Raw genomic sequence first — 18,757 nt, forward strand, 5'->3', positions numbered from 1 at the left:
ACTCATTCACACGTATTCGGTGAGGATGCGCACCATATAGTCGGCCATGAGACGCCCCTGCAGGGTGGGCTGGAACCAGCCGGCCGCTGCGCCATCCGCGTCGAGCAGTCCCTGCTTGATGAACGTCCTGATCGCCTGCTGGCTGCCCGGTGCCAGAGAGTCCAGGCGCAGCTCCCGGTCGATCCTGGCTGCGAGCATGATCCGTTCGATCTCCCGGGTCTGGTCATCGAGGACCTCCCGCCCGATCGACGGGGACTCTCCCGCCACCAACCGATCAGCCCAAGCACGCGGATGTTTGGCGTTCCAGAACCGGACTCCCCCGACGTGTGAGTGGGCTCCGGGTCCGAAGCCCCACCAGTCGGCATTGCGCCAATAGGCCAGATTGTGCTCACAACGAGTATCGGGACCGGTCGACCAATTGCTCACTTCGTACCACTGCAGACCGGCAGCGGAGATCGCGGCGTCGGCGATCTCGTACTTATCGGCTAAGTCGTCGTCATCGGGCATCGGCAGTTCGCCGCGACGAACCATCGCGCCCATCTTCGTTCCCGGCTCGACGATGAGGGAATACGCCGAGATGTGATCGACCTCGTTGGACAGGGCCACGTCGAGAGAGCGACGCCAATCGTCGATCGACTCCCCCGGGGTGCCGTAGATAAGGTCGAGGCTGAGCTCCAAGCCGACATCCTTGACCCAGCGGGCCACCTCGGGGATCTTCTCCGGATCGTGGGTGCGGTCCAAGGTCGCGAGCACGTGCGGCACGGCCGACTGCATCCCCATGGAGATGCGGTTGAAACCGGCTCCGGCGAGGGTCGCGATGTAGGCGGGGTCCAAGGTGTCGGGGTTGGCTTCGGTGGTGACTTCGACATTCCCGGCCAAGCGGAAGCGGGCGCGGACATCGTCCATCACCCCGGCGAGCACGTCGGCTGCGAGCAAGGTCGGGGTGCCCCCGCCGAAGAAGATCGTCGAGACCTCACGATTGCCCGCCCCCGCCTCGGCGAGGGTGGACACGGACAGATCGAGCTCACGGGCGAGATTGCTGCGGTAATCCTCGCGGGACGCGCCTGGACCGAGGTCGTCGGCGGTGTAGGTGTTGAAGTCGCAGTAGCCGCAGCGGACCCGGCAGTACGGGACGTGGATGTAGAGGCTCAGCCCCCGCTCGGCGGCCCCGATCCCCACCGATGTCGGCAGCGAACCGTCGCGCGGAGGGACCTCACCGGTCGGTTGTGCGGGCACTTACTTCTTGCTGTCCTTCGTCTCCGGCTCGTCGGAGGACAGGGCCGCGATGAACGCCTCCTGCGGAACCTCAACGGTGCCGACCACCTTCATCCGCTTCTTGCCTTCCTTCTGCTTCTCGAGCAGTTTGCGCTTACGGCTGATGTCGCCGCCGTAGCACTTCGACAGCACGTCCTTGCGGATGGCGCGGATGGTCTCACGGGCGATGATGCGAGAGCCGATGGCCGCCTGGATGGGCACCTCGAACTGCTGGCGCGGGATGAGCTTGCGCAGCTTCCCGGCCATCGCCACACCGTAGGAGTAGGCGTTGTCGCGGTGGACGATCGCGGAGAACGCATCGACCTGGTCGCCGTGCAGCAGGATGTCGACCTTGACGAGATCCGACGGATCCTCCCCGTCATCGGAGTAGTCGAGCGTCGCATAGCCCTTGGTCCGTGATTTGAGCTGGTCGAAGAAGTCGAAGACGATCTCGGCCAACGGCAGGCGGTAGCGGATCTCCACGCGGTCCGAGGACAGGTAGTCCATGCCCTGCAAGTTGCCCCGACGGGTCTGGCACAGCTCCATCACCGCACCGATGTAGTCGCTCGGAGTGAGGATCGTCGCCCGGACCATGGGCTCTCTGACTTCCTTGACCTTACCCGTGGGGAATTCGCTCGGGTTCGTCACCGTCGTCTCGGTCCCGTCCTCCATGGTCACGTCGTATATCACGCTCGGTGCCGTCGAGATGAGGTCGAGGTTGTATTCGCGCTCGAGCCGATCGCGGAGGACTTCGAGGTGCAGGAGGCCGAGGAAGCCGCAGCGGAAGCCGAAGCCCAGCGCAGTGGACGTCTCGGGCTCGTAGGCCAGGGAGGCATCGTTGAGTTTGATCTTGTCCAGCGCGTCACGCAGCACCGGGTAGTCGGAGCCGTCGATCGGGAACAGACCCGAATACACCATCGGCTGCGGCTCCTTGTAGCCCTCGAGCGGTTCCGGTGCGGGAGACGCGGCCAGCGTGACGGTATCGCCGACCTTCGACAGCCGGACGTCTTTGACGCCGGTGATGAGGTAGCCGACCTCACCGACGCCGAGGCCTTTCGTCGCCTTCGGCTCTGGTGAGGAGACGCCGATCTCGAGCAGTTCGTGAGTGCTGCCGGTCGACATCATCTCGATCTTCTCGCGCGGCTTGAGGGAACCGTCGACGAGCCGAACGTAGGTGACCACACCGCGGTAGGTGTCGTAGACGGAGTCGAAGATCATGGCACGGGCCGGGGCGTCGGCGTCGCCGACGGGTGCGGGGATATCGGTGATGATGCGGTCGAGGACCTCCTCGACGCCTTCACCGGTCTTGCCGGACACGAGCAGGCAGTCCTCGGGTTCGCAGCCGATGAGGTTGGCGAGCTCTTCCGCGTATTTCTCCGGCTGTGCGGCCGGCAGGTCGATCTTGTTGAGCACGGGAATGATCGTCAGATCGTTCTCCATGGCCAGGTACAGGTTGGCCAGCGTCTGGGCTTCGATGCCCTGAGCGGAGTCGACGAGCAGCAGTGCGCCTTCGCAGGCGGCCAGTGATCGCGAGACCTCGTAGCTGAAGTCGACGTGGCCGGGAGTGTCGATCATGTTGAGCGCGTACGGGGTCTCCGCGTGTTCCCACGGCATGCGCACGGCCTGGGACTTGATGGTGATTCCGCGTTCGCGTTCGATGTCCATCCGGTCGAGGTACTGGGCACGCATATCGCGGTTCTCGACGACGCCGGTCATCTGGAGCATGCGATCGGCCAGGGTCGATTTGCCGTGATCGATATGAGCGATGATGCAGAAATTGCGAATCAGCTCGGGTGAGGTGGCAGACGGTGAGATCCGCTGTGCAGCTTCCTTATTCACCTGAGGTGACATGAACGCCCTTCCTTCGACAGACCGAGTCCCCGGACAGACCCGATCTCCTATTGTTTCATGACTTGTGCACGGACCTGGAATCCACGGGCGGGCACGCCCTGATCGCCCGGGTCTTTCGCGATTCGCCTCCGCTGAGGCGTGCCGATGCATGTGCCGGACCGTGCCGATCGGGGAAGATGGTGGCATGAGCGAATTCCGGGTCATGAGTTTCAACCTCCGCTATCCCGCCATGGACGGACATCCGGTGGCCGAGCGGCTGCCGATCGCCGCCGAGCTCATCCGGCGCGCACGTCCGCACCTCATCGGCACCCAGGAGGGCGAACTCGACCAGCTCGAGACGCTCATCAGACTGCTGCCCGAGGAGTACATCTGGCTCGGAGAGGGCCACTCCGGCGGCAACTCCGGCGAGTTCACAGCCGTGATCCTCGATTCGAAGCGCTTCGACGTCGAAGCCGTCGACATCAGCTGGCTGTCCGAACAGCCCGACACGGTCGCCTCGGAGTCATGGGGAGTCTCCCACGCGCGCACCCTGACTACGGTCGATGTCCGCGACCTCGACTCCGAACGACGGCTGCGTGTACTCAACACCCACCTCGATCACAAGTCCGAGCGCGCGCGTCTCGAGTCCGGTCGGATCATGGCCGAGTCCATCGCCGAGGCGGCCCATCCCTGCGTGGTCACCGGTGACTTCAATGTCGCCACCGGTTCCCCGGTCTACGACTTCTTCTGCACCGAACTCGGCCTCACCGACACCGCCGCGGAAGTGCCCGGGGAGGATATCGGCACCTTCCATCGCTACACAGGCCCGAAAGCCGGTGAGCCGCGCATCGACTGGATCCTGACCACCCCGGGCCTGCGCACGGTGTCCACTCGCATCGACACGTTCGACATCGACGGGAAGTACCCCTCCGACCACTTCCCCGTCGAGGCGGTCCTCGAATTCTCGTGACCGTGGCGGCTCGATCGCCCGCCCATTACGGCTCGTTCGCTTGACCGGGTCGGCACACAGTTCTTGCAGCCTGTGACAGCCTGCTCGTTTAGGCTGGAGACATGAACTGGAAATCACTGGTCAATCGGGCCGCGAGAATCGGAGTCCGGGAGGGGCTGCGCTACCTGCGGCAGTCACAGTCGAAGAAGAACTCAAAAGGCGCATCGCAGCCCACGGATGCCCGCCGGCCGGATACTGCACGGTCGGGCGGCGGAGGTGCCGCCTCGGCGGGTACTGCCGATCGTTCCGCCTCGAGCGGCCAGGGCGGATCGGGTTCGTACCCCGGCGATTACACGGGCTCGATCACGGTCAGCTACTCCCCCGATCTCGACGGCGATGCCGATCCGGGAGAAGTCGTCTGGGGATGGGTGCCGTTCGAAGAGGACCATACGCAGGGCAAGGATCGGCCCTCGCTGATCGTCGGCCGTGACGGCCGATGGGTGCTCGCACTCATGCTCACCAGCAAAGATCACATCCCCGGCGGCGTCGGCGAGGTTCGTCAGGACCGGCACGCCACATGGATGAACATCGGTACCGGGGACTGGGATTCACAGGGCCGGCCCTCTGAGCTCCGTCTCGATCGGATCATTCGGCTCGACCCCGATTCGATCCGCAGAGAGGGCGCGATCATGCCCCGTGACGTGTTCGACCGGGTGGCCGAGCACATCTCCGGCTGAGACCCGGCACACCTGCCGGGCCGAGGCCTGGTGTTGCCTGAGCGGGCGGGCGGCAAAGGGATTTCCGGCCCGGGACTCGAGGCTGTATCATAGGTGATTGTGTCTTCATCAAGGCGTGTGTCTCGCCGAGGTCGGGTGAAGATGCCGTCGGATTCGATGTCGTCGATGTGTTTCCCCGCGGAGATGATCCTGTCGGTTCGATGCGCCCTCACGACCATGTACCACTAACACGAAAGAGTGTTGAAATTGGCTAATATCAAGTCCCAGATCAAGCGGATCAAGACCAACGAGAAGGCTCGTCAGCGCAACAAGGCTGTCCGGTCCGAGGTTCGGTCCTACGTCCGCGTCGTTCGCGAGAACATTGCTGCCGGCAACAAGGAAGAGGCACAGCAGGCTTATGCTGTGGCTGCCCGCAAGCTCGACAAGGCTGTTTCGAAGGGTGTTCTGCACAAGAACAACGCTGCGAACCGCAAGTCGCGCCTGTCCACGCAGATCAACGCTCTCTGAGCGCACGACTGAGGCTATAGCTTCACGGGGTCCGAACCACACGGTTCGGACCCCGTTCTCGTCCCCTATTGCTACCTGACGGCGGCCCAGCAACCTCGCGCGAGGTTGCTGGGCCGCCGTCAGGTAGTAATTAGCGGAGGCGGGCGAGGCGGGCGACTTCTGAGACGAACCATTCGACAGCGTAGACGGGGTCGCGCCCTCCGCCCTTGACGGCCGCGTCGGCCTCGGCCGCGGCGATGAGCGACTGGCCCAGTGCCACCTCGTTCCACCGCCTCACCTCCCGGCGGGCACGGTCGACCTGCCACGGCGCCATCTTCAGCTCCGAGGCCAGCTCCCCGCTGGTGCCGGAGAATCCCTGCACCTTCGCCATGCCGCGCAGCTTCATCGCCACTGCCGCCACGAGCGGGACCGGATCGGACCCGGTCGACAGCGCATGCCTGAGCAGACTCAGCGCGTTCTTCGCATCACCGGCCACGGCCGCATCGGCGACCTTGAAGCCGGTGGCCTCGACCCGCCCGCCGTAGTACTGGTCGACGACCTCGGCGGTGATCGTGCCTTCGGTGTCTTCGATGAGCTGGTCGACTCCGGCATTGAGTTCGGCCAGATCGGAGCCCAGCGCCGACATGAGCGCGGCCATTCCCGCTTCGTCGATGCGTCGCTTCGCGGTCTTGAACCGGGTCTGAGCGAACTTCGCCCGATCGCTTTCGTTCTTCAGCACCGCCGCGTCGACGCGCGGGAACCCGGCGGAGTCGAGCTTCTTGATGAGCTTCGCTCCCCGATTGCCGCCGGCGTGCAGCAGCACCACCACGGCGTCATCGTTCGGGGCGTCCAGATAGTCGAGCGCGTCCTTGAGGAAGTCTTCCGAACACTTCTCGACGGCATCGACGACGATGAGCTTCGAGGCGGAGAACAGAGACGGTGAAGCCGCCATCGCCAACTCACCGGCCTGGTATCCGGCAGCATCGAACTCGATCTCTTCGGGGTCCTGCTTCCGCGCGGCCGACACGATGCGATCCTTGGCCATGCGCACAAGCACCGATTCACCGCCGGAGATCATGACGACAGGGGCGGGTTTCGCCGAGCTCCAGGGGATCAGGGTCTTCTTCACTGCCATGGACCCCAGCCTATCGCGGCCGTCCGACATGACCGATACGGCGGACCGGCATCCGCGATCTCACCTCTGGCCTTCGGCACAGCCCTGCCCGGTGCTGAATCGACTCTGCGCATAGAGGGCAACCGGACCGCAGTGATCGGTACGCAGCACGGGCACAGGACCGAAGGATCGCAGCGACTTCTCAGTCGGGTGCCCGTAGCTGTTCTCCCCCACCGAGATGACGCCGAGGCCCGGCGCCGCGGCAGCGAAGAACTCAGGAGCCAGATCGGAGGAGCCGTGGTGAGGTGCGACGAGCACATCGACCGGCTGTACCTGTTGGGCGAGCACAGACTGCTCCTCGGCTCCGACATCGCCGGGCAGCAGCGTGCTCAGTCCCTCCTGGTCGACCCGCACCACCAGGGAGTCCTCGTTGCGCAGCTCTTCGTCGTCCGCGGCCGGAACCGAACGCAGCGGCGGCCACAGCACTTCGAGTCTCGCCGTGTCGAAGGTCAGCGTCTGGCCACGGTGGATGGGGACCGCCTGCGCACCGGTGTCAGCGATCACGCGCTGCGCGTCGGGCGAGGTCACCACATTCGCGGAGACGAACAGCCGGTCGATCGTGCGCTCCCACGTCGTGCCGGCGTATCCGGCGAAGTGGTCGGCGTCGAAGTGCGAGATGAACAGGTCGAAGTCCTCGATCCCGGATGCGTCGAGGCAGGTGTCGATGGGTTTCGGCTCGCGCCCGGTATCGACGACGACACCGCGACCGTCACCGAGGTTGACCACCGCAGCCGAACCCTGACCGACGTCGCAGACGAGCACCAGCCAGTCCGCGGCCGGCGGCTTCGTCCTCACCGTGACGATGACGACGGCGGTGAGCAGGCAGCACAGAACGACCACGGGCAGACCCCAGAGCCTGCGACGCACGAGCATCCCGGTTCCGACCACGGCCAGGCCGAGCAGCCCGAGTGCCAGCAGCGTTCCGACCGGCGGCATCGGCCAGTCGAGCGCCGCACCGGGCAGGGCGGCGCAGACTCGGGCGACGAGGACGATCCACCAGGCCGGAAACGATCCGATCCAGGCCAGCAGGGTCGAGGCGAAATCGCCTCCGGGCAGTCCAGTCGTCGCGATGCCGGTGGTCACGAGACTGAGGAATCCTGCCACCGTCGCCGGCATGACCGCGGGTGCGGCCGCGGCGTTGGCGGCGACCGACCAGAGTCCGATGCGCGGATCGATCGCCACGAGCACCGGGGTGCACGCGAGTTGGGCGACGAAGGGCACGATGAGTGCGGTCACGAGCACCGTGGGCAGCAGAGGCAGGTGCACGGCGAGGCGGCGCAGCAGGACCGGGACGACGAATATGATCGCGGCCGTGGAGACCACGGACAGGACGAAGCCCACCGAGGTGGCCAGCACGGGGACGAAGGCCAGAAGCAGGCTCGCTGTCGAGCACATGACCGCGACCGGGGAGATCCCGCCGCCGCGCAGGAACACGAGGGCCGCCGCGATCGCCATTCCGGCGGCGCGGATGGCGCTGGGTTCGAAGCCGACGATGAAGACGTAGCCGAGGCAGGTCAGCACCCCGATGCTCACACGCAGCCGTGGTCCGGCTCGGCAGGCTCCGGCGAGCAGTCCGGCACCGAGGCTGACGATCGTGACGTTGCTGCCCGATACGGCCGAGACGTGGGTGAGGGAGACGACGCGCATATCGTCGACCATCCGGTCGTCCTGCGGTGAGGTGTCGCCGACGACGAGTCCGGGCAGCAGCCGTCCGCCGTCGTTGCCGGCGGCCACCGAATGCTTGCGCAGTTCGGTGCGAAGCGTCTCTCGCCACTGCCACAGTGCGTTCGGTTCTGTCAGCGCGTGTGGTTCTGCATCGGTGGCGCGGATGTCATCGAGGCGCGTCGTGCGCATCCGCACCGTCGCCCCGTCCGCAACGGCGTCGGGGCTGAGCACGTGGGTGAACCCTGTGGGGGTGACCAGCATCAGTCGCGTCCAGCCGGAGGCTCCGGGTTCGCTGTGGCCGACGACGAGGCCCGTGGTCTCGGCGGCCTCATCCGGACCGTGGGCGGCAGCCAGGGCGGTGATCTGGATGGTCAGCAGACAGGTGAAGACGAGGATTCCGACACCGAGGTGGTGGCGCCGTCGCAGGATCACGACCCCGGCGAGCCCGAGCACGGGGATGCCGTACAGCGCCCACGGCCCCGGTGCCAGGAGTGCGCTGGCCCAGAGGCCCGCGGCACAGCAGAGGAGCCGGACGGAGCCCGGCCACAGTGCCGCGTGTTCCCGCATCAAGGCGACCGCCGACGCGCACCGTTCACGCAGGGCAATCAGTCTGCGCTCCCACGCATGCCGCCGAGTTCGCCTCGTTCGCAGTCGGGTGTGCGCCGCTGCGGGGCCAGGGTCAGCCGACGGTGACAAGGTCTTTGAGGCTCTCGAAGGTCTTCGGCCCGATGCCTTTGACGAGCAGCAGATCCTCGACGCTCGCGAACGGCTGCTGGCTGCGGTGGCTGATGATCGCCTCGGCTGTGACGGGCCCGACCCCGGGCAGGGTCTCGAGGGTCGTGGCATCGGCGGTGTTGAGATCGACCTTCCCCGCCTGACCGGGTGCTCCGCTGTTCGCGGCTGCGGAAGAATCCGCGGTTCCCGGTGAACCGCTGCCACCTCCCGCGCCCGCTCCCCCAGTTCCAGACGAACCGGTTCCGTCCTGACCGGTGCCATCTGCGCCCGCACCATCGACGCCGGCTGCCGGTTCTTCTCCCTCTGCCGGGATATGGATCTGCTCACCGTCGGCGAGCACGCGCGCCAGATTCACCGCTTCGCCGTCGGCTCCGGCGCTCAGTCCTCCGGCGGCTTCGACGGCGTCCTGGACCCGGGCGCCCGCCTTCAGGGTGACCACCGAGGGATCGTTCACCGCCCCGGTGATGTGGACGATCACCTTCCCGTTCGCTTCCCCGGCCTTCGCCGCAGCGGTTGTCCCTGTTTCGAATCCGTCCTCGGACACAGCAGGCGACTGGCCGGCTTCTGCACCGTAGCCGGGGTCGTCACCGCTGCCCACAGGCGAATGCTGTGTCGCGGGCCGGAAGAGGAAGAAGGCGAGGCAGAGGATGCCGACCGTGGCGATGCCCAGGGCCACCACAACGGGCAGCCGCACCCGTCGGGGCTCGACGGGTTCTTCGTCACCGGCGGTGTCGGCTGTATAGATGTCGCCCGGCACCCAACCGCCGCGTTCGGCACTGGCACCCAGGAGACCCGCGAAACGATCATCCGGAGACACAGCCATGACCCGACGGTAAGCTCTGCTGACACACGACGGCCATGACAGCGCCCCTGCCTGTGGACAAGGGTTCTGCGTCCACAGGGCTGAGGTGGTCAAGTCACACGAGCGTCCCCGGGCCAGGGTGTGTGAGTCAGGGCTGGGTCTGCACGGTCACGCCGACCGTGCCGGGCCCGACATGGGCGGTGATGATCGTCGACAGCGTCCTGAACGAGGGGTCGAATCCGAGCTCACGCAGCCGTGAGCTCAGCAGTTCGGCATCGGCTGCGTCCATCTCCCCTTCGGCGTTCTGCACCTCGACCTGCACGGTGTCCTCGGGGTCAGCCACCTCGGCGGCGGCCTGCGCGGCCAGAGTGACGATCTTCTCCAGTGCTTTGGAGCGAGTGCGCACCCGGGCGAGCGGAACGACGATTCCGGCGTTGAGACCGAGCACGGGAACGATCTGCAGGGCCCTGCCCAGCAGCGATGATGCGGCACCGATCCGGCCGCCTCGGCGCAGGTGTTCGAGGCTGCCGGGGGCGAACACGGAACGGGTCTCGGCCGCGCACCAGTCGGCGATGGTCCCGGCGATCGATTCGACGTCGAGTCCCTGCCGGATCCCGGCCACAGCCACCCACAGCGCCCCGGCCAATCCCGCCGAGGTGGTCCTCGAGTCGACGACGTCGATGAGGATGTCCTCGGCTTCGGCGGCGGTGACCGCAGAATCGCGGGTGCCCGAGAGCTCCGCGGACATGGTCACGACGATGATGGCTTCGGCCCCGTCCTCGCGCAGCCGCGCATAGGCGTCGGAGAACTGAGCCGGGGTGGCCATGGATGTGGTCACCTCGGTGCCGTCGGTCATCTTCGCGCACAGGTGCCCGGCATCGACCTCACCGTCGGCGAAGGCGACTCCGCCGATGAGCACGGTCAGCGGCACCACGGCGAAGAGGCCGCCGGTGGCCTCGCTCAGCTCATCGCGTTCGTCAGCGGAGAGCTGTGCCGTGGAGTCGGTGACCAGCCCGATCCTCATGGACGGCCCAGCGCCCGGTAGGTCCAGCCCGCTGCCCGCCACAGTTCGGGGGTGAGCACATTGCGGCCGTCGACGAGCACCTTCCCGCTCACGAGTTCAGCGGTCGCCGCCGGGTCGAGGTCGCGGTATTCGCGCCATTCGGTCAGCAGCAGCACGGCCTGCGCCCCGGTGATCGCCTCGGTCGTGTCGGCGACGTAGTCGAGTTCGGGGAACGACTTCTGCGCATTGCCGATCGCCTGCGGGTCGGTGACAGTGACCAGCCCGCCCTGGGTGGCGATGAGTCGGGCCACGGCCAGAGCCGGGGAGTCGCGGACGTCGTCGCTGTCGGGTTTGAAAGCGGCACCGAGGATGGTGATCTTCTTGCCGATGAACGACCCGCCCAGGGCGTCACGGGCGATGTCGACCATGCGCACACGCCGACGCATATTGATCGAATCGATCTCCTTGAGGAAGGCCACCGCCTGATCGGCGCCGAGCTCTCCGGCCCTGGCCATGAAGGCGCGGATGTCCTTGGGCAGGCAGCCGCCGCCGAAGCCGAGTCCGGCATTGAGGAATTTGCGGCCGATCCGGTCGTCCATGCCGATCGCATCGGCGAGCTGGGTGACATCGGCGCCCGAGGCCTCGCAGAGTTCGGCCATCGCGTTGATGAAGGAGATCTTCGTGGCCAGGAACGAGTTCGCCGCAGTCTTGACGAGCTCGGCGGTCGCGAAGTCCGTGATCATCCGGGGAGTGCCGTCGGTCAGGATCGAAGCGTAGACCTCGTCGAGGGCCGCGGCCGCGGCCTGCCCGGCCTCACCGTCGGCGACGCCGTAGACCAGACGGTTCGGGTGGAGGGTGTCCTCGACGGCATGCCCTTCACGCAGGAACTCCGGATTCCACATCATCGCCGCTCCGGTGCCGGCGATGATCCCGGCCAGACGCTCGGCGGTGCCCACGGGAACGGTCGACTTACCCACAACCACCGACGTTGCAGTCAGGTGCGGGTGCAGCGATTCCACGGCCGCATCGACATAGGTGACATCGGCGGCGAACTCGCCGGGCTTCTGCGGAGTGCCCACACACACGAAGTGCACGGCCGCCTCGGCGGCGCGGGAGACGTCGGTGGTGAATTCGAGTTTTCCCCGCTCCTGAGCCTTCACGAGGAGTTCACTCAGTCCCGGTTCGTAGAAGGGCGGACGGCCGGAGGTCAGTGCCTCGACCTTCGCGGTGTCGACGTCGACTCCCGTGACCTCATGTCCCAGGGACGCCATGGCCGCCGCATGGACCGCACCCAGATATCCGCAACCGATGACTGAAATCTTCAAACCGAGCTCTCCTGGGAATTGGCATGCGTTTTCGCACCACACTATATGCCACCCGGTTGCACGAGATGTGGAGGTTGAAACAGTAGGCTTGGAATTGTGAAGCGTTTCCTTGATTTCCTCACCAACTCACCGGCAGCCGTGACGTTTGCGGTGCTCACCGTGCTCGGCATCGTGGCCTTCGCCGTCCCCGGGCTGCACCCTGCCGCCTGGATCATCGGACTCGTGCTGTGCCTCGGCGTGATCGCCGCGCTGCTGATGTTCCACGGCGAATGGCGCCGTGCTCAGCAGCAGATCGACGCGCTGCGCCAGCAGCTCAGCGTCGAACGCGGTCGGATGGACACCCTCGGGCTGACCCCGGTGGAGAACACGGTCGAGCTGCTTCCCGATGAGCGTCGCGCCCGCCGCATTCTCGAGCTCATCCCGGATTCGTCGGGCATCGTCCAGTCCCTGCGACTCGATGCGACCTTCGCGACCGTCGCCGTCGACGAACTCGAACCGCTGACCACCTTCTGTGCCGAGTTCAAGAAGGCCAGCTTCGACAACCCGCGTTCGCACGCGGCGTTCATGAACCTCTATCGGGCCGCCGAGGGGCTGTCGATCTGGGTGAAGGAGGAGACCCAGGTCTCTCCCGATGATTCCGGCACCCGTGAGATCCGTCCCGGTGATGCCCGCAAGGACGGCTGGCGCGGCTACACCGAAGCCCAGAGCCGCGGCGAACGCCTCAGCGACGACTTCGTCTCCTCCCGGTGGGAGTTCAACCAGACAGCACTCGAACTCGGACTCGTCTCGGGCACCCCGCCGTTCAACGACTGAGGCTCAGTGCCGGATCCACCACGTGTCCAACGGAGCCACCGGGGTCCGTCGCTTGTGCTCTGAGCGGCGGTATTTCTCGATGAGCGCCGAGGCGGCAGCCGGCTCGATCTCCTTCCCTTCGAGGAAGTCATCGATCTGGTCGTAGGTCAGTCCCAGCGACGATTCGTCCGTCTGTCCGGGTTCGTCATCGAGCAGATCCGCAGTGGGAGCCTTGACGATGAGATGTTCGGGAGCGCCGAGGTGGCGCAGCAGTTCCCGTCCCTGTCGTTTGTTCAGGCCCGCCAGAGGGATGACGTCGGCCGCACCGTCACCGAACTTGGTGAAGAACCCGGTGACCGCCTCGGCGGCGTGATCGGTGCCGACGACGAGGGCCTTCTTCTCCCCCGCCAGCTCGAACTGGGCGATCATCCGCATCCGGGCCTTGACGTTGCCCTTGCCGAAGTCGGTGATCGGCTCTCCCGTGGCCTTCTCGTACTCCTCGGCAGCCGCATCCGTGGCGGCGCCGATGTTGATCGCCAGCTCATGATCGGCGGCGATGAACGACAGAGCATCCTGGGCGTCTGACTCATCGGTCTGCACATGATGGGGCAGGCGCACGGCCCAGAACTCGGCATCGGCCCCGCGGCGGCGCAGATCCTCCACTGCCAGCTGGCAGAGCCTGCCGGCCAGGGTGGAGTCCTGTCCGCCGCTGATGCCGAGCACGAGGCCTCTGACACCGGTGGTGAGCACATAGTCGACGAGGAATTCGACACGGCGGGCGATCTCCGTCGCCGGGTCGATCTGCGGTCGCACGCCGAGGGCGTGTCGGATCTCGTCCTGGACTCTGTCGTTCGTCATGCTCTCACCAGTCGTAGTCGAAGAAGGGGCGCCGCCGTCCGGCGCCCGTACCCATGCAGTCTCCCAGATGCTGTGTTACGGCGAAGTATCGGCCGGGGGGCTCAGGCGTCGGGGACGATGTTGACGAGCTTGGGGGCGCGCACGATCACCTTGCGCACTCCGGCACCGCCGAGGGCCTTGACGGCGTTCGGAGATTGCAGAGCCAGCGTCTCCAACTCGTCGGCGGAGATGTCGGGGGCGACTTCGAGCCGTGCACGCACCTTGCCCTTGACCTGGACGACACAGGTCACGGTCTCGGCGACGAGATGGTTCGGATCCGCCTCGGGGAAGGCCGCGTAGGTGACCGTCGACTCGTGACCGAGCCGCGACCACAGCTCTTCGGCCAGGTGCGGGGCGAAGGGCGCGAGCATGATCGTCAGCGGCTCGAGGACGTCCCGGGTCGCTCCACCCTGTTTGGTGGCGTGATTGGTGAGCACGATGAGTTTGGAGATCGCGGTGTTGAACCGCAGATGGTCCATGTCCTCGCGCACACCGTCGATGACCTGGTGGAGGACCTTGAGCGATTCGGCGTCGGCTGCGCCGTCTGCGACCACGGACTCGCCGGTGGCCTCGTCGACGAAGAGCCGCCACACACGCTGCAGGAACCGCTGCGCACCGACGACGGCGCGGGTGTCCCAGGGACGGTCCTGCTCCAGCGGGCCCATCGACATCTCATAGACGCGGAAGGTGTCGGCACCGAAGGCGTCGTACATCTCGTCGGGCATGACGGAGTTCTTCAGCGATTTGCCGATCTTTCCGTACTCCCGGTTGACCTGTTCGCCGCCGAACCAGAACGTCAGCTCACCGTTCGATTCGGTCCTCTCCTCCACCTCGGCGGCGGGAACGTAGACGCCACGGGAATCGGTGTAGGCGTAAGCCTGGATGTATCCCTGGTTGACCAGGCGGTGGAACGGTTCGGACGACGAGATGTGCCCGAGGTCGAAGAGGATCTTGTGCCAGAAGCGGGCATAGAGCAGGTGGAGCACAGCGTGCTCCTGCCCGCCGACGTAGAGGTCGGCCCCGCCGCGCGGCTTCGAGGCCCGCGGTCCCAGCCAGTACTTCTCGTTGGCGGGATCGACGAGGCGGTCGTCGTTGTGCGGGTCCGCGTAACGCAGCTGGTACCACGACGATCCGGCCCAGTTGGGCATCGTGTTCGTCTCCCGCTGGTAGGTCTTCGGACCGTCACCGAGGTCGAGTTCGATGCTCGTCCATTCCTGGTTCCGGCTCAAAGCCGGTTCGGGACGGCTGTCGGCATCGTCGGGCGCGTAGGTCCGCGGCGCGAAATCGTCGACCTCGGGCAGCTGGACGGGCAGCATCTCGTCGGGCAGGGCGATGGGGGTGCCGTTCTCGTCGTAGACGATGGGGAACGGTTCGCCCCAGTAGCGCTGGCGGGAGAACAGCCAGTCGCGCAGACGGTACTGAGTGGACTCGGTGGCCAGGCCCTTGTCCTTCAGCCATGCGGTGACCGAGGCCTTCGCCTGGTCGATCTCGAGGCCGTTGATGTCGATCTCGGCATTGGCCGAGTTGATCATCACGCCGGCGCCCGTGAACGGAGCGTCCTCATCGTGGTCGGCCGGCGGCTGCACGGTGCGGATATAGGGCAGCCCGAAGGTCTTCGCGAAGTCCCAGTCGCGGGCGTCTTCGGCGGGTACGGCCATGATCGCTCCGGTGCCGTAGCCCATGAGCACATAGTCGGCGATGAAGATCGGAACCTGCGCCCCGGTGGCCGGATTGAGCGCGTAGGAGCCGGTGAAGATGCCTGTCTTCTCACGGCTCTGCTGCCGGTCGGCGTCGGTCTTGGCCGCGGCGGCTCTCTGGTAGGCGGCGATCGCCTCGGCGGGAGTGGCCTCTCCCCCGCGCCAGGACTCAGGCGTGGACTCGTCCCAAGCGCCTGCGGTCAGGTCGGCGACCTGCGGATGTTCGGGGCTGAGCACGAGGTACGTGGCGCCGAAGAGGGTGTCCGGGCGGGTGGTGTAGACCTCGATGTCGCAGGACTCATCACCGGCGACGGGCAGGCGCAGCAGGGCGCCCTTCGACCGGCCGATCCAGTTGACCTGCATCGCGTGGATCGCATGCGGCCAGTCCAGCACGTCGAGGTCATCGATGAGGCGGTCGGCGTAGGCGGTGATCCGCATGTTCCACTGACGCAGCCGGCGGGTGAAGACCGGGTAGTTTCCGCGTTCGGACAGACCTTCGGCGGTGACCTCTTCGTTGGCCAGCACTGTGCCGAGTCCCGGGCACCAGTTGACCGGGGATTCGGAGACGTAGGCGAGGCGGAAGCCCTGCAGGACGTTCTCGCGCTCCGCTGGGCTCAGATCCGACCAGGCGCGACCGTCGGGGGTGGGCCGTGCACCGGAGGCGAACTGCTCGATGAGCGTGTCGATCGGACGAGCAGCCCCCGTGGCCTCGCCGTCGGGAGTGGTCGCCTCGGGGTCGTACCAGGAGTTGAAGATCTGCAGGAAGATCCACTGCGTCCATTTGACGAAGTCGTCATCGGTCGTGGCGAAGCGGCGACGCACATCGTGGGCCAGCCCCAGGCGACGCAGCTGCTCGGTCATGTTCGCGATATTGGCGTCGGTGGTGATGCGCGGGTGCTGACCGGTCTGCACCGCGTAGAGATCGGCGGGCAGCCCGAAAGCGTCATAGGACAGGGCGTGCATGACGTTGTGCCCGCGCATCCGCTGGTAACGACCGTAGACGTCGGTGCCCAGGTAGCCCAGCGGGTGGCCGACGTGCAGTCCCGCACCGGAGGGGTACGGGAACATGTCCATGATGTAGAGGGACTCGCGCCGGCTGAGGTCGGCAGGCGGACCGTAGGGCGACGAAGCGTCCTGGGAGTCGAGCTCGCCGAGGTCTCCGGTGGGGTTCGGGGTGTGGAACGTGCCCGATTCCTCCCACGTGCGCTGCCAAGACTTCTCGATCTTTTCGGCCAGCGCCGCGTCATAGCGGAAACCGGTCTCCTCAGGGTTCGTCGTCATTACCTTCCTTCGCTGAACAGACGTGAGCGGGTTCTGACCATCGTACTCTGAACGCCCCCTGATTCGACTTGGTTAGACTGCTCACAGGTCAGCGGACGCCGGTTATCTCGGCAAACGTGATCGATTTCACTGAGACCCGGCCGAACTGTAGGATAACCGAGCAGTAACTTACGTCCTCGAAGGAGACTCATGAGCTCAACGACCATGCCGCAGTCGTCAACACCCGTCGTCGGTTTCGAGGTCGATACCGCCTCGTCGACCACCGATATCTTCCTCAGCACAGTCGCTGAGAACCCCTCTCGCCCTCTGGTCGCCAAACCCGACGGGGACGGTTGGGACGAACTGACCGCGGCCGAATTCCTCGCAGAGGTCAAGGCGGCCGCGAAGGGACTCATCGCCTTGGGTGTGGGAGTCGGTGACCGGATCGCGATCTTCGGCCCCACCTCCTATGAGTGGACGCTCAGCGACTACGCCATCTGGTATGCCGGCGGGATCTCCGTGCCGTTCTACGACACCTCTTCGGAGGCACAGCTGAGCTGGATGCTCACCGATGCCGACGTCACCCGTGGGCTCGTCTCCTCGCGCGACCATGCCGATCGGGTGCGTGCCGCGGCCAAGGCCGCCGGACGCGACGAGCCGGCGCTGCGGGTCTGGGACGACGGCGCTTTCGCCGATCTCACCGAGGCGGGCAAAGACATCAGCGACGATGAGCTCGAAGCCGCCCGCTCGCAGGTCGACGCCGATTCCGTTGCCACGATCATCTACACCTCCGGGACCACCGGCAAGCCCAAGGGCTGCGTGCTCACCCATGCGAACTTCGTGCAGACCTCCCAGGCCGCGCGCCACCAGATCCCCAGCGTCCTGGACACGAACATGCGCTGCCTGCTGTTCCTGCCGCAGGCCCATGTCTTCGCCCGGTTCATCGAGGTTCTGGCCATCAGCAACGGCGCTCTGCTCGCCCACCAATCGGATCTGACGAAGCTCACCGACGCCATGGGCAGCTTCCGCCCGTCGTTCATCCTCGGTGTGCCCCGCGTCTTCGAGAAGGTCTTCAATTCCGCACTGGCAACTGCTCAGGCAGGCGGCAAGGAGAAGATCTTCCGCCGCGCCGAGCAGGTTGCCGTCGCGTATTCGAAGGCGCTCGACACCGGCAAGGTGCCGACCGGCCTCAAGCTCCAGCACGCTCTGTTCGACAAGCTCGTCTATTCGAAGCTGCGCGCGGTCATGGGCGACAACGTCACTCACGCGGTCTCCGGCGGCGGCGCACTCGGCTCTCACCTCGGCCATTTCTTCCGCGGACTGGGCATCATCGTCCTCGAGGGCTACGGGCTCACCGAGACCACGGCGCCGATCACCGTCAACATTCCGGAGAAGTCGAAGATCGGAACCGTCGGTGTGCCGCTGCCGGGAGTCTCGGTGGCGATCGCTCCCGACGGTGAGATTCTGGCCAAGGGCGTGCCGGTCTTCCGCGAATACTGGAACAACCCCGAGGCCACGGCCAAGGAGTTCCACGACGGCTGGTTCGGCACCGGTGACCTCGGATCCCTCGACGACGACGGGTATCTGACGATCAACGGCCGCAAGAAGGAGATCATCGTGACCTCCAGCGGCAAGAACATCGCCCCGGCTCCCCTCGAGGACGTGCTGCGGCGCCACCCGATCATCAGCCAGCCGGTGCTCGTCGGGGAGAACCGCAAGTTCGTCTCGGCGCTGATCTTCCTCGATTCGGAGATGCTGCCGGGTTGGCTGAAGAACCACGATCTGCCGCAGATGGATCTGCCCGAGGCCGCCGAGGACGATGCGATCCAGGCCGAAGTGGCCAAGGCCGTCGAACAGATGAACAAGACAGTCTCGCGGGCCGAGGGGGTCAAGAAGTTCACGATCCTGCCGATCGAACTCAGCGAGGACAACGGCTACCTCTCGGCCAAGCAGTCGGTCAAGCGTCACCTCATCAACAAGGACTTCGCCGCCGAGATCGACGCGCTCTACGCCGGCTGAGGCACAGTCGCTGCCGGCTGAGGCACAGTCGCCGAACTCAGCCTGCGGGGTACGGCCCGGGCACGGACTCGAACGGTCCGTCCCGGGCCGTCGTCGTCCCGCCTCGGTGGCGGATGGGCCCCTCCCCATTCC

Annotated in this window: 14 protein-coding genes; 5 read left to right on the plus strand and 9 right to left on the minus strand. The window is 66.1% G+C overall.

The genetic code is table 11. The features are described 5' to 3' along the window. Window positions 1–6: 6 nt before the first annotated feature. Both hemW and lepA read right to left on the minus strand, forming a co-directional pair. A complete protein-coding gene (gene hemW / locus HF684_RS10390) occupies window positions 7–1,236 on the minus strand; it encodes a radical SAM family heme chaperone HemW (RefSeq protein ID WP_169252401.1) in 1,230 nt (409 codons plus the stop codon). Continuing rightward, window positions 1,237–3,105: a translation elongation factor 4 gene (gene lepA, locus HF684_RS10395; protein WP_248278876.1), complete on the minus strand. Its 1,869-nt coding sequence runs from the start codon at window positions 3,103–3,105 to the stop codon at window positions 1,237–1,239. Window positions 3,106–3,289: 184 nt separating this feature from the next. Between lepA and HF684_RS10400 the strand changes: the two genes are divergently transcribed. The 3 genes from HF684_RS10400 (at window position 3,290) to rpsT (ending at window position 5,277) form a co-directional block, all read left to right on the plus strand. Next, complete coding sequence (locus tag HF684_RS10400; RefSeq protein ID WP_169252402.1) at window positions 3,290–4,054, plus strand: endonuclease/exonuclease/phosphatase family protein; 765 nt, start codon at window positions 3,290–3,292, stop codon at window positions 4,052–4,054. Between the two features lie 101 nt (window positions 4,055–4,155). Further along, window positions 4,156–4,770: a type II toxin-antitoxin system PemK/MazF family toxin gene (locus tag HF684_RS10405; RefSeq protein ID WP_169252403.1), complete on the plus strand. Its 615-nt coding sequence runs from the start codon at window positions 4,156–4,158 to the stop codon at window positions 4,768–4,770. Window positions 4,771–5,016: 246 nt separating this feature from the next. Next, window positions 5,017–5,277, plus strand: a complete 261-nt coding sequence (gene rpsT, locus HF684_RS10410; RefSeq protein WP_025777880.1) for a 30S ribosomal protein S20 — start codon at window positions 5,017–5,019, stop codon at window positions 5,275–5,277. A gap of 130 nt (window positions 5,278–5,407) precedes the next feature. Here rpsT and holA read toward each other — a convergent pair whose 3' ends face one another. The 5 genes from holA to HF684_RS10435 form a co-directional block, all read right to left on the minus strand. Next, on the minus strand, window positions 5,408–6,391 hold the full coding sequence (gene holA / locus HF684_RS10415) for a DNA polymerase III subunit delta (protein ID WP_169252404.1): 984 nt from the start codon (window positions 6,389–6,391) through the stop codon (window positions 5,408–5,410). A gap of 60 nt (window positions 6,392–6,451) precedes the next feature. After that, complete coding sequence (locus HF684_RS10420) at window positions 6,452–8,662, minus strand: ComEC/Rec2 family competence protein (RefSeq protein WP_169253868.1); 2,211 nt, start codon at window positions 8,660–8,662, stop codon at window positions 6,452–6,454. 112 nt (window positions 8,663–8,774) lie between these two features. Then, window positions 8,775–9,653, minus strand: a complete 879-nt coding sequence (locus tag HF684_RS10425) for a ComEA family DNA-binding protein (protein WP_169252405.1) — start codon at window positions 9,651–9,653, stop codon at window positions 8,775–8,777. Window positions 9,654–9,780: 127 nt separating this feature from the next. After that, entirely contained in the window at window positions 9,781–10,656 is an 876-nt protein-coding gene (locus HF684_RS10430; protein ID WP_169252406.1) for a DegV family protein, read from the minus strand. Then, window positions 10,653–11,960 (minus strand): UDP-glucose/GDP-mannose dehydrogenase family protein, encoded by a 1,308-nt coding sequence (locus HF684_RS10435; RefSeq protein ID WP_169252407.1) that lies wholly within the window; start codon window positions 11,958–11,960, stop codon window positions 10,653–10,655. The genes HF684_RS10430 and HF684_RS10435 overlap by 4 nt, the downstream gene beginning before the upstream one ends. Before the next feature lie 96 nt (window positions 11,961–12,056). On the opposite strand from HF684_RS10435, the gene HF684_RS10440 reads away from it, so the two are divergent. Then, window positions 12,057–12,773 (plus strand): hypothetical protein, encoded by a 717-nt coding sequence (locus HF684_RS10440; protein ID WP_169252408.1) that lies wholly within the window; start codon window positions 12,057–12,059, stop codon window positions 12,771–12,773. Between the two features lie 3 nt (window positions 12,774–12,776). Here HF684_RS10440 and nadE read toward each other — a convergent pair whose 3' ends face one another. Together nadE and leuS are read right to left on the minus strand one after the other, a co-directional pair. Next, window positions 12,777–13,610: an ammonia-dependent NAD(+) synthetase gene (nadE, locus tag HF684_RS10445; protein WP_169252409.1), complete on the minus strand. Its 834-nt coding sequence runs from the start codon at window positions 13,608–13,610 to the stop codon at window positions 12,777–12,779. A 101-nt stretch (window positions 13,611–13,711) separates the two neighbouring features. Further along, the gene (gene leuS / locus HF684_RS10450; RefSeq protein WP_169252410.1) at window positions 13,712–16,627 is read right to left on the minus strand and encodes a leucine--tRNA ligase; all 2,916 of its coding nucleotides are present in this window, start codon (window positions 16,625–16,627) and stop codon (window positions 13,712–13,714) included. A gap of 189 nt (window positions 16,628–16,816) precedes the next feature. Between leuS and HF684_RS10455 the strand changes: the two genes are divergently transcribed. Beyond that, window positions 16,817–18,625, plus strand: coding sequence for an AMP-dependent synthetase/ligase (locus HF684_RS10455; RefSeq protein WP_169252411.1), 1,809 nt, complete (start codon window positions 16,817–16,819; stop codon window positions 18,623–18,625). Window positions 18,626–18,757: the final 132 nt, after the last annotated feature.

It is taken from the genome of Brevibacterium sp. 'Marine' (genome assembly GCF_012844365.1).
GTDB lineage: Bacteria > Actinomycetota > Actinomycetes > Actinomycetales > Brevibacteriaceae > Brevibacterium.